Raw genomic sequence first — 10,657 nt, forward strand, 5'->3', positions numbered from 1 at the left:
GTTCTTCAGCATCGGAGGGTGTTCGGATGGGTCTGAACTACAGCAGCGTCGTTGCGGCTTCCCGGCCGGATGTCTACGCCTGGCACGAGCGGCCGGGGGCGATCGAGCGGCTCACTCCGCCGTGGATGCCGGTCCGGATCAAGCAGGAGGCGGCCGATCTCGCCAATGGGCGGGCGGTGCTGGGCTTTCCGCTGGGTTTGAACTGGGTCGCGCAGCACAGTGGCTCACTTCCGCCCGGGCAGTTCGTCGACGAGTTGACGTCCGCGCCGCTGAACTGGGCGGTGAACTGGCGTCACGTGCACCACTTCGAAGAGGTCGGACCTGAGCACACGCGGGTTACCGACCGCATCGAGAGCAACGTGCCCGGCTTCCTGCTCCGGTCGATGCTGAGCTACCGGCATCGACAACTGGCGGACGACCTGGCCGCCCACGCGCGGGCGCGCAGTACCGGGGCCAAGCCGTTGACGGTGGCAATGACCGGCAGTCACGGCACGATCGGTACGGCGTTGTCGGCGCTGCTCACGACGTTCGGCCATCAGGTCATCCACTTGGTCCGGCGTCCGGCAGAGCTGCCGACGGAACGGCAATGGGACCCGGCCGACCCGGCAGTCGATCTCCTCGACGGCGTCGACGCGGTGGTGCACCTGGCGGGTGTCTCGATCGCCGGGCGCTTCACCGACGACCATCGGCGGGCGGTGGTCGAGTCCAGGATCGCTCCCACGCGAGCTCTCGCGCAGCTCGCCGCGGACACCCAGGACGGTCCGCGGGTGTTCGTCAGCGCTTCCGCGATCGGCATCTACGGACCCGACCGTGGTGACGAGGTGCTGACCGAGGACAGCGAACGCGGCGATGGCTTCCTGGCCGACCTGGTCACCCGCTGGGAGGACGCCACCGAGCCTGCCCGTACTGCGGGGTTGCGGGTCGTCAACATCCGGACCGGACTCGTACAGACCCCTCGGGGCGGTGTCCTCAAGCTGCAGTACCCGTTGTTCGCCGCCGGCCTCGGCGGACCGTTGGGAGATGGGTCGCAATGGCAGGCCTGGATCGGGATCGACGACCTGGTCGACATCTATCACCGCGCGCTGACCGACGATCAACTCTCCGGACCCGTCAACGGCGTGGCTCCGGAGCCGGTCCGCAATCGTGACTACACCACGGTTCTCGCGGGGGTCCTGAACCGTCCCGCGTTCTTGCGAGTCCCAGCGTTCGGACCGCGCCTGCTGCTGGGCGAACAGGGTGCCCGGGAACTCGCCCAGGCGTCGCAACGGGTCGAGCCGACGCGGCTGATCGAGCTCGGCCACTTCTTCAGACACGAAACGCTCGAACCGGCACTCCGCCACCTGCTCGGCCGGGTCCTGGAACCCCGCACCTAACCAGCTCGGCCGTGTGCTGCAACCCCGCACCTAGACCGGTTCGAGCACTCGGGTGGAGGTGTCGACCGGCTTCGTCCTCTTCAGTTGCGCGGCGACAAGTGCACCGAGAACGATCAGGCCGCCGACGAGTTGTGCGCCGGTCAGGCGTTGGTCGAGGGCGAGCCAGCCGAGCAGGGTGGCGACCACCGGGCTGAGCAGGCCGAGGAAGGTGACATCGGTGGGGGACAGCGCTCGCAACCCGCGGAACCACAGCGCATAGGCGACAGCCGATCCGACGATCGTGAGATACGCGTACCCGGCCAGGTTCGCGGCGGTGAGAGACGCAGGGAGCGCTCCCTCGATGATCAGCGCGACCGGGAGCAGCAGTAGACCGCCCGCCACCAACTGCCAGCCGGTGGTCGCGAGCAACGGTGCGGGCGATTTCCACCTCTTACTGAGAACAACACCGGTCGCCATCACCACCGCGCCGCCCAGCGCGGCCAGGACACCCCAGCCGTCCAGCCGCGCATCGGCCCGGAGTACCAGGAGACTGACCCCGGCCACCCCGGCGATCGCGGCGAGAGTGGTCCGAAGCTTGAGGCGCTCAGCGAGTAACCCTGCCGAGAGAACCGCCACCAGCAAGGGTTGTAGAGCTCCGACCGTCGCGGCGACACCGCCGGGCAGCCGGTACGCCGCAACGAAAAGCAGCGCGAAGAACACCCCGATGTTGAGTGCGCCGAGTACGAATGCGCGAAACCACCAGATCCCGCGCGGGAGTTGGCGAGTCAGTGCTACCAGCAGCAGCCCGGGCCGGCAGCGCACGGATGACACCGGCGAGGAGCGGACGACCGGGCGGCAGCAGCTCCGTCGTGACCAGATAGGTACTGCCCCACAGGGCAGGCGCGATCGCCGTGGTCAGGATGAGGGAGAGTCGATTACTTAGCACTAAGACAATGTAGCTCAGCGCTAAGCGAGTTTCCAGGTATCTCATCGCTAAGTGATCTACCTCACTGCTAAGAGATCCCCTAGGCTGGCCGGATGGCAGACCACGTCGATGTCGTGCTGGCCCAGTGGAGCGAGCGGCGACCGGACCTGGACGCGTCGCCGATGGCGGTGATGGGCCGGCTCAAGCGGCTCGCCCAGCTGGTCGACGGCGAGCTCCGGCGCAATTTCGCCGCCCATGACCTCGACTCGGCCTCGTTCGACGTCCTGGCCACGCTCCGCCGCAGCAACGCCGAGCACAGCCTGACCCCGGCCGGCCTGATGCGGTCGTCGATGGTCACCTCCGGCGCGATCACCCAGCGCCTGGACCGGCTGGAAGCGCGCGGCCTGGTCACCCGCAAACCGAGTGAGACCGACGGCCGGGGCGTCCAGGTGACACTGACCAAGGCCGGGCTGGACCTGATCGACGCCGTCCTGCCGGCCCACGTAGCCACCGAGGACAGGTTGCTCGCGGGCCTGTCGGCCGAAGAGCGCACCACCTTGGCCGACGGTCTCCGGACCCTGCTCGAATCGCTCGGCGACAAGACGGACTGACCCGATGGATGCCCGGAGCAACCAGTACGCCGAGTCGCTGCGATCGGCTCTCGCCGGCCGAATGGTTGCCGAGGGCTCCCTTCGGGACGAGCGGGTGACGAAGGCGTTCCTGACGGTGCCACGGCACGAGTTCGTGCCACTGGTGCCGCTCGAGGTCGCGTACGCCGACGACGTGGTGCTGATGAAACGCGACGAGGACGGGGTGGCGATCAGCTCGGTGTCGCAGCCGTCCGTGGTCGCGCTGATGCTCGAACAGGCCGGACTCCAGCCGGGCCACCGGGTGCTCGAGATCGGCTCCGGCGGCTACAACGCCGCACTGCTGAGCGAACTGGTCGGGCCCGGGGGAGCGGTGACCACGGTCGACATCGACCCCGACGTGATCGAGCGGGCTCGGCAGGGATTGGCATCCACCGGGTACGAAGACGTGCGGGTGGTCCTCGCGGACGGCGAGTTCGGATCGCCGGAGAGCGCTCCCTACGACCGGGTCGTGGTCACCGTGACGGCCTGGGACATCGCGCCCGCCTGGGTCGAGCAGCTCGCGGGGAACGGGCGGATCGTCGTGCCGCTGCGGTTCCGCGGCCAGACCCGGTCGATCGCGCTCGACCTCGTGGAGGGGCGGCTGGAGAGCCGGTCGATGCGGCTGTGCGGATTCGTCTGCATGCAGGGCGCCGGGGCCAGCTACGAACGGGTGGTCCCGCTGGAGAAGGACACCGTGAGGCTCGGTTTCGACACCGACCAGCAGGTCGTCGAGCCACCTCCCGACGTACTGCGGCGTCCGGCGACCCAGGTCTGGTCGGGCGTCCTGGTAGATCGCGAGGAACCGCTCTCCGACCTGAACCTCTGGCTCGCCTGCACCCTCGACCGGTACTGCGTACTCACCGCAGATCGCTCAGCGGTGAAGAAGCGCCGCCTCGCGCCGATCCCAGGCTGGGGCACCGCGGCGACTGTCGCTGACGACACCCTGACCTACCTGACCTCCCGAGTGGCCAAGAACACGGAGACGGTGGAGCTGGGTGCCGTCGCCCACGGCCCGGCCGCCGCCGAGCACGCGGAACAGATGGTCCGCCAGATCCAGATCTTCACCACCCATCACCGCAACGGCCCGGGCCCGGCACTGACCATTCACCCGTCAGAACAGCTGACGGAAAGCCCGGACGACAAGGCCTGCCTGCAGATCGAGCGCCCGCATACGCGGCTGGTCGTCAGTTGGTGAGGAGTCAGGTCGTCGGCGGCTTCGGGCGGCCGGCGTTCTGGACTGTCTGCCAGAGTTCGTCGATGTCCGTGCGGTCCTCGACCTCGGGCTTCTCGACCCAGCCGCTGGCCCACACGTTGTCGTCGACGTGGTTGTCGAAGATGGACTCGGCGAACGCCGCGGACCCGACGTACCGGGTCTCCTCGTCGCCCTTCCCGATCGGGGGCTCACCGGTACTGCGTGCTTTGTCCGGCCCGGCGATCAGCGAGCGAGCGTACTTCTGCGCCTCGATGATGCCCAGGTCCTTCTCGTCACAGATCAACCGGACCGCGCCCACCTCGTTGCCGGTCGACATCATCGTGCGGATCCGGCTGTCGAGATCGCCCTTGTTCTGCGGCGCGCGGTTGGCAGGCGGCTGCTGATAAGCCGGCACCCACGGCGGCGGTGTCGGCGGCTGGAACTGGCCGGGTGGTGCGTACCCGCTCTGCGGGCCCGGGTACTGCTGGCCCGGGCCGGTCTGCTGGGGATATTGGCCCGGCCCGGTGATCTGCTGGCCGAAGCGGCCGGTCGTCTGCCCGGCCCGCATCAGTTGCTGGAGCATCCCCGACAACTGAGCCGACGCCTGCGCGCGGCCGGGGTCCTGCACCGGTCCGCTCGGCCGAACCAGCTGTCCCGCCGAGTTGACCGCTTGCCCGGTCGAGTTGACCCGCTGCCCTCGGCCGGCCGGCGGTCCTGAGGTCGGCTGGGTGAACTGGCCCTGGAACTGGATCGGCACGTTGCCGCCCTGCTGGGCCTGGATCCGCTCGATCAGCTTCTGCACCCGCGGGTTCGGCGCACCGGGATTCGTCCCGCCCGCCTTCTTCTTGTTCGCTGCCTTCACGATCAGGCCGACGACGATGAATACCGCGAAGATGATGAACGATGACACGATGCCTCCCGGCGGCCGACCGCGGACCGACTGATGAGGGGTCAACAGCCCCCTGCAGCCCAGCGTAGGCCCCGCTGGGGCCTGAGTGCCCCGCGTTGAAGGTTCTTTGGTGCGTGCCTGAACACCGCAATCACTCAAACAACTTCCAACGCGGGGCACTGGCGACTCACCTGTAAGGTGCGTCGACCGCTACAATTCGGCGTACCGCTGATCACTTTCGAAGGGGAATCCCCGCGTGGCATCGACGAACGACCTCAAGAACGGCATGGTGCTCAACCTGGATGGGCAGCTGTGGTCCGTCGTCTGGTTCCAGCACCACAAGCCCGGCAAGGGCGGTGCAGTGATGCGCACCAAGCTGAAGAACGTGCTGTCGGGCAAGGTCGTCGACAAGACCTTCAACGCCGACGTCAAGGTCGAGGTGGCCAATGTCGACAAGCGCGACATGACGTACCTGTACAACGACGGCGGTTCCTTCGTCTTCATGGACAGCTCCACCTACGAGCAGGTCCACATCACCCCCGAGGTGGTCGGTGAGGCGACGAACTTCCTGCTGGAGAACCAGGACGCCGTCGTCGCCGTGCACGACGACCTGCCGCTGTACATCGAGCTCCCGGCCTCGGTCGAGCTCCTCGTCGAGTACACCGAGCCCGGCCTGCAGGGTGACCGCTCCACCGGTGGCACCAAGCCGGCGAAGCTGGAGACCGGCTTCACCATCCAGGTCCCGCTCTTCCTGACCACCGGCGAGAAGGTCAAGGTGGACACCCGTACCGGTGACTACCTCGGCCGCGTCACATCCTGACCACCGGAAGCTGACAACAGAACATGTCTGCCCGTAGCAAGGCCCGTAAGCGCGCTCTCGACGTCTTGTACGAGTCGGAGGTGCGGGGACTGCCCGTCGGTGGCACCCTGGCCGACCGGGTGGCCGATGGCGACCCGCCGGTGAACGAGTTCACCGTGGCGTTGGTCGAAGGCGTTTCGAAGCACATCGACCAGATCGACGAGCTGCTCGGCGCGCACTCGGTCGGCTGGACCCTGGACCGGATGCCGGCCGTCGACCGCAACGTCCTGCGGATAGGGGCCTACGAGTTGCTGTTCGACGAGCAGGTGCCGGATGTCGTCGCGGTGAGCGAAGCGGTCTCACTGGCCCGGGATCTGTCCACGGACGAGTCGCCCGCGTTCGTCAACGGGCTGCTGGCCCGGTTGCTACAGCTCAAGCCGACGCTGGGCGTCTGACTGTCTGAGCCATACAGGCCCGGTACCGCCACGGTGCGGTGCCGGGCCTTGTCATTGTCCCCGTGCGCGGCGCGGGGGGAACGGCCCCGGCCAGATACTGCGGTTGCCCTGTACCGCTTCGGTACCGAGCACTGCTCTTGTACTGCGTACTGCCTGGTGCTGGTCCTTCATTCCTGCTCTTTCTCGGCGGCCCGTCCCCGTGAAGAGGGGCGGGCAGGCGGCCGCGGGCAAGCTGCTACGAGCCCCGGCCGTCTCTCATTCCCTCGGACTCAGGCGCCTGCTGCTTCGGCGTCCTCGACCTCTCCGCGGGCCTCCGGGTTCAGAACTCCCCAGGAGATGAAGCGCTCGGTCAGGGTGGTCGGCGACTCGTCGTAGATGACCGCCAGGGTGCGGAGGTCGTCCTGCCGGATCGACAGCACCTTGCCGTTGTAGTCGCCGCGCTGGGCCTGGATGGTGGCCGTGTAGCGCATGAGTGGGCCGGCCCTCGCTGGTGTCGAGGTGCTGGAGCGCCTCCAGGTCAAGGATCAACCTGGGCGGTGCGGCAGCGGCCGCGGCGGCACTGGCCGAGCCGGGCAGCAGCTCACGCATCGGCACGCCGAAGAAATCGGCGAGCTCCGCGAGCTTCTGAACGGTGACGGCACGATCGCCACGCTCGTACGAGCCGACGACGACCGCCTTCCAGCGACCCTTGGACTTTTCCTCGACCCCGTGCAAGGACAGGCCTTGCTGCTGACGGATGGCGCGTAGTTTGGCGCCGAGTGACTTCGCGTATTCGCTAGGCACGCTGGATCTTCCCTCCAACTTTGTCTTGTCCGGACCCGTTGGTAACGGGCCGGATGGTGAAACCCCCCATGATTACACAGAGTAACAATATTCTGGTCAAGAGGCCAGCGTCAAGACGGCGTGTCACTTCCGATACGATGTCAAGCGGTCCGAACGTCCTTTAAAGACCCGTCCAGAGAGGCGGGAAAGGAGGAACGGTAGCGATGAGCTCTGCCTCGGTACCCGTACCGCGCACAGTGCTGGATGCTTCCGACATTTCCCGGGCATTGACCCGGATCGCGCACGAGATCCTCGAGCGCAACAGGGGTGCCGACCCCGTGGTACTGCTCGGCATACCCACCCGTGGGGTGGGTCTGGCGACCCGCATCTCCGAGCGGATCGCCGCGGTCGAGGGGCAGAGCGTGCCGACAGGGTCACTCGATGTGACCATGTACCGCGACGACATCGGGCTGAAACCCGCCCGTGCGCTCGAACACACCGACATCCCGCCCGGCGGTATCGACGGCAAGGTCGTCGTGCTGGTCGACGACGTGCTGTTCTCCGGCCGGACGATCCGGGCCGCGCTGGACGCGATCGGCGACATCGGCCGGCCGAAGGCGGTCCAGCTGGCCGTCCTGGTCGACCGCGGCCACCGCGAACTGCCGATCCGGGCGGACTACGTCGGCAAGAACCTGCCCACCTCACTGGTCGAGCGGGTCACCGTGCACCTGACCGAGTACGACGGCGCCGACGCGGTGCTGATCGCCGACAAAACCCCGCAGACGTCCGAACCCCCGAGGGGCAGGACCAACGGTTCTTCGGACGCAAGGGATGAGGTGAGGTTCTGATGCGCCATCTGCTGAGTGCCGGCGACCTGAGTCGCGACGAGGCCAACCTGATCCTGGACACCGCCGAGGAGATGCGCTCGCTGGCGGACCGGCCGATCAAGAAGCTGCCCGCGCTACGCGGCCGGACGGTGGTGAACCTCTTCTTCGAGGACTCCACCCGGACCCGGATCTCGTTCGAGGCCGCCGCCAAGCGGTTGTCGGCCGATGTGATCAACTTCTCCGCCAAGGGCTCGAGCGTGAGCAAGGGCGAGAGCCTGAAGGACACCGCGCTGACCCTGCAGGCGATGGGCGCCGACGGCGTGGTCTGCCGGCACGGGTCCTCGGGCGCACCGCATCTGCTCGCGACCTCGGGCTGGATGACCGGCTCGGTCGTGAACGCCGGCGACGGGACGCACGAGCACCCGACCCAGGCGCTGCTCGACGCCTTCACCATGCGCCGCCATCTCGGCTCGCTGGACGGCCGCCGGATCACCATCGTCGGCGATGTCCTGCACAGCCGGGTGGCCCGGTCGAACGTCCTGCTGCTGGCCACGCTCGGCGCCGAGGTGACCGTGGTCGCGCCGCCGACGCTGCTGCCCGTCGACATGTCCGGCTGGCCGTGCGCCACGTCGTACGACCTGGACGCGACGCTGCCGAAGAGCGACGCGGTGATGATGCTGCGGGTGCAGCGGGAGCGGATGGGCGACGCGTTCTTCCCGAGTGCCCGCGAGTACACCCGGCGCTACGGGCTCGACGTGCACCGGATGGCGCAACTGCCCGACGAAGCGATCGTGCTGCACCCCGGCCCGATGAACCGGGGGATGGAGATCAGCGCCGAGGTGGCCGACTCCACCCGCTCGGTGATCGTCGAGCAGGTCACGAACGGCGTGGCCATTCGAATGGCCGTCCTTTATCTGCTGCTCTCGGGCAGTAACGACACCAACCCCACCGAGGAGCCCCAAGCGTGAAGGAGCGGAGCGAGTTCACCATCCAACACAGCCCGTTTGGTGCCTCATCGGCGCCCGGAGCGAAGCGAGGACGTCGATGAGTTCGTACTTGATCACCGGAGCGTCGATTGTCGGCGGTGAGGTGGCGGACCTGCTGATCGAGAACGGCGAGATCGTGGCCATCGGCAACGATCTGGCCCGGCCGGACGGCGTCGAGCTCGTCGACGGGAACGGCAAGATCGCGCTCCCCGGCCTGGTCGACCTGCACACCCACCTGCGCGAGCCGGGCCGCGAGGACGCCGAGACCGTGCTCACCGGCACCCGGGCGGCCGCGATGGGCGGGTTCACCGCGGTGTTCGCGATGGCCAACACCGACCCGGTTGCCGACACCGCCGGTGTGGTCGAGCAGGTCTGGCGCCTGGGCCGCGAAGCCGGGTACGCAGACGTCTACCCGATCGGGGCGGTCACGGTCGGCCGGCAGGGGACTCAGCTGGCCGAGCTGGGCGCGATGGCGGACTCGGCGGCTCGCGTACGGGTGTTCTCGGACGACGGCGACTGCGTCTGGGACGCGGCGCTGATGCGGCGCGCGCTCGAGTACGTGAAGGCCTTCGGCGGCGTGATCGCCCAGCACGCGCAGGAGCCGCGGCTGACCAAGGGCGCGCAGATGAACGAGGGCGCGCTCTCCGGCATTCTCGGCCTGACCGGCTGGCCGAGTGTCGCCGAAGAATCCATCATCGCGCGCGACATCCTGCTGAACGCTCACGTCGGGTCCAAGCTGCATATCTGCCACCTGTCCACCAAGGGATCGGTCGAGATCGTCCGGGCGGCGAAGAAGCGCGGCCTCGAGGTCACCGCCGAGGTGACGCCGCACCACCTGCTGCTCACCGAGGACCTGCTGACCTCGTACAACCCGGTCTTCAAGGTGAACCCGCCGCTGCGGACCAAGGCCGACGTCGAGGCGGTCCGCGAGGGGCTGGCCGACGGCACGATCGACATCGTCGCCACCGACCACGCGCCGCACCCGGTGGAGGACAAGGACTGCGAGTGGAGCGCGGCGGCCTTCGGCATGACCGGCCTGGAGACCGCTCTCTCGGTGGTCCAGCACGCGATGATCGACACCAAGCTGATGACGTGGGCCGACCTTGCCGACCGGATGAGCTACCGGCCGGCGGCCATCGGCCAGGTGAGCGACCACGGCCGGCCGCTCGAGGTCGGTGCGCCCGCGAACGTGACCCTGGTCGACCCGGCCGTCGAGCGCACCGTCGTACCGGGGGAGTCGAAGTCGCTGTCGCGGAACACTCCGTTCGACGGCATGAAGTTGCCTGGTCAGGTGGTTGCCACCTTCCTGAGGGGTACGCCGACCGTTCTGGACGGGAAGCTGACCCGGTGAAGACCGCACTGGGCATCCTCGGCACGCTGCTGGTGATCGGCGGCGGCTGGTTCGGCATGTACCGCGGCTGGCGCAATCGCAAGGCGCGGCAGGCCGACCTGGCGCCGCTGCCACCCGTGCCGCCGACCGGCAAGATCACCGGTGTCGAAGGCGTGTACGTCGCGACGACGACCGCCGGCGACTGGATGGACCGGATCGCCGTGCACGAGCTCGGCGTCCGCAGCAATGCCGACCTGGACGTCAGTCCGGCCGGCCTGATCTTCCACCGCCAAGGCGCCACCGACGTCTTCATCCCGGCCGACCACCTGACCGGCGTACGGACCGACCGCGGCATCGCCGGCAAGGTGACCGCCGAGGCCTCCGGTCTGGTCGTCGTCAGCTGGAACCACGACGGCCGCGAACTCGACACCGGCTTCCGCCCGCGCCGCAAGGCCGACGCCGCCGGACTGACCGAATCCATCTCGACCCTGATCGGAGCCGAGCAATGAGC

Annotated in this window: 12 protein-coding genes and 1 pseudogene; 9 read left to right on the forward strand and 4 right to left on the reverse strand. The window is 68.2% G+C overall.

Annotated features, from left to right (window positions below; all coding sequences use genetic code 11):
• The first annotated feature begins 26 nt into the window (after positions 1-26).
• Positions 27-1,373 carry a TIGR01777 family oxidoreductase gene (locus F1D05_RS00645; RefSeq protein ID WP_185445281.1) on the forward strand — a complete coding sequence of 449 codons (1,347 nt, stop codon included), beginning with the start codon at positions 27-29 and terminating at the stop codon, positions 1,371-1,373.
• A gap of 30 nt (positions 1,374-1,403) precedes the next feature.
• Here F1D05_RS00645 and F1D05_RS00650 read toward each other — a convergent pair whose 3' ends face one another.
• Positions 1,404-2,183: an EamA family transporter gene (locus tag F1D05_RS00650; protein ID WP_246486339.1), complete on the reverse strand. Its 780-nt coding sequence runs from the start codon at positions 2,181-2,183 to the stop codon at positions 1,404-1,406.
• Positions 2,184-2,390: 207 nt separating this feature from the next.
• Here F1D05_RS00650 and F1D05_RS00655 point away from each other — a divergent pair, with 207 nt between their 5' ends.
• Positions 2,391-2,888: a MarR family winged helix-turn-helix transcriptional regulator gene (locus tag F1D05_RS00655; RefSeq protein ID WP_185445282.1), complete on the forward strand. Its 498-nt coding sequence runs from the start codon at positions 2,391-2,393 to the stop codon at positions 2,886-2,888.
• Positions 2,889-2,892: 4 nt separating this feature from the next.
• Positions 2,893-4,101 (forward strand): methyltransferase, FxLD system, encoded by a 1,209-nt coding sequence (fxlM, locus tag F1D05_RS00660; RefSeq protein ID WP_185445283.1) that lies wholly within the window; start codon positions 2,893-2,895, stop codon positions 4,099-4,101.
• A 4-nt stretch (positions 4,102-4,105) separates the two neighbouring features.
• Here fxlM and F1D05_RS00665 read toward each other — a convergent pair whose 3' ends face one another.
• Positions 4,106-5,008 (reverse strand): hypothetical protein, encoded by a 903-nt coding sequence (locus tag F1D05_RS00665; protein ID WP_185445285.1) that lies wholly within the window; start codon positions 5,006-5,008, stop codon positions 4,106-4,108.
• 235 nt (positions 5,009-5,243) lie between these two features.
• Between F1D05_RS00665 and efp the strand changes: the two genes are divergently transcribed.
• Both efp and nusB read left to right on the forward strand, forming a co-directional pair.
• Entirely contained in the window at positions 5,244-5,807 is a 564-nt protein-coding gene (efp, locus tag F1D05_RS00670) for an elongation factor P (protein ID WP_185445287.1), read from the forward strand.
• A 23-nt stretch (positions 5,808-5,830) separates the two neighbouring features.
• Positions 5,831-6,241 (forward strand): transcription antitermination factor NusB, encoded by a 411-nt coding sequence (gene nusB / locus F1D05_RS00675; RefSeq protein ID WP_185445288.1) that lies wholly within the window; start codon positions 5,831-5,833, stop codon positions 6,239-6,241.
• A gap of 269 nt (positions 6,242-6,510) precedes the next feature.
• On the opposite strand, the gene F1D05_RS41720 is transcribed toward nusB, so the two are convergent.
• Both F1D05_RS41720 and F1D05_RS41725 read right to left on the reverse strand, forming a co-directional pair.
• Positions 6,511-6,711, reverse strand: a complete 201-nt coding sequence (locus F1D05_RS41720; protein ID WP_281389006.1) for a hypothetical protein — start codon at positions 6,709-6,711, stop codon at positions 6,511-6,513.
• Positions 6,712-6,877: 166 nt separating this feature from the next.
• A pseudogene (locus tag F1D05_RS41725) lies at positions 6,878-7,024 on the reverse strand (transcriptional regulator); the annotation flags it as partial.
• Between the two features lie 203 nt (positions 7,025-7,227).
• Here F1D05_RS41725 and pyrR point away from each other — a divergent pair.
• From pyrR to F1D05_RS00700, 4 genes are all read left to right on the forward strand, one after another.
• Positions 7,228-7,851 (forward strand): bifunctional pyr operon transcriptional regulator/uracil phosphoribosyltransferase PyrR, encoded by a 624-nt coding sequence (gene pyrR, locus F1D05_RS00685; protein ID WP_246486340.1) that lies wholly within the window; start codon positions 7,228-7,230, stop codon positions 7,849-7,851.
• The gene (locus F1D05_RS00690; protein ID WP_206686019.1) at positions 7,851-8,798 is read left to right on the forward strand and encodes an aspartate carbamoyltransferase catalytic subunit; all 948 of its coding nucleotides are present in this window, start codon (positions 7,851-7,853) and stop codon (positions 8,796-8,798) included. Before pyrR ends, F1D05_RS00690 begins: the two co-directional genes overlap by 1 nt.
• Positions 8,799-8,874: 76 nt before the next feature.
• The gene (locus tag F1D05_RS00695; protein WP_185445289.1) at positions 8,875-10,167 is read left to right on the forward strand and encodes a dihydroorotase; all 1,293 of its coding nucleotides are present in this window, start codon (positions 8,875-8,877) and stop codon (positions 10,165-10,167) included.
• Positions 10,164-10,655, forward strand: coding sequence for a hypothetical protein (locus tag F1D05_RS00700; RefSeq protein ID WP_185445290.1), 492 nt, complete (start codon positions 10,164-10,166; stop codon positions 10,653-10,655). Before F1D05_RS00695 ends, F1D05_RS00700 begins: the two co-directional genes overlap by 4 nt.
• The last annotated feature ends 2 nt before the right edge of the window (positions 10,656-10,657 follow it).

It is taken from the genome of Kribbella qitaiheensis, from assembly GCF_014217565.1.
Classification (GTDB): domain Bacteria; phylum Actinomycetota; class Actinomycetes; order Propionibacteriales; family Kribbellaceae; genus Kribbella; species Kribbella qitaiheensis_A.

What these genes read in the sequence shown, in the direction of transcription:
- F1D05_RS00645 (WP_185445281.1), top strand. Translation starts at nt 27, where the DNA reads ATGGGTCTGAACTACAGCAGCGTCGTTGCGGCTTCCCGGCCGGATGTC.
- F1D05_RS00655 (WP_185445282.1), top strand. Translation starts at nt 2,391, where the DNA reads ATGGCAGACCACGTCGATGTCGTGCTGGCCCAGTGGAGCGAGCGGCGA.
- fxlM (WP_185445283.1), top strand. Translation starts at nt 2,893, where the DNA reads ATGGATGCCCGGAGCAACCAGTACGCCGAGTCGCTGCGATCGGCTCTC.
- nusB (WP_185445288.1), top strand. Translation starts at nt 5,831, where the DNA reads ATGTCTGCCCGTAGCAAGGCCCGTAAGCGCGCTCTCGACGTCTTGTAC.
- F1D05_RS41720 (WP_281389006.1), bottom strand. Translation starts at nt 6,711, where the DNA reads ATGCGCTACACGGCCACCATCCAGGCCCAGCGCGGCGACTACAACGGC.
- pyrR (WP_246486340.1), top strand. Translation starts at nt 7,228, where the DNA reads ATGAGCTCTGCCTCGGTACCCGTACCGCGCACAGTGCTGGATGCTTCC.
- F1D05_RS00690 (WP_206686019.1), top strand. Translation starts at nt 7,851, where the DNA reads ATGCGCCATCTGCTGAGTGCCGGCGACCTGAGTCGCGACGAGGCCAAC.
- F1D05_RS00695 (WP_185445289.1), top strand. Translation starts at nt 8,875, where the DNA reads ATGAGTTCGTACTTGATCACCGGAGCGTCGATTGTCGGCGGTGAGGTG.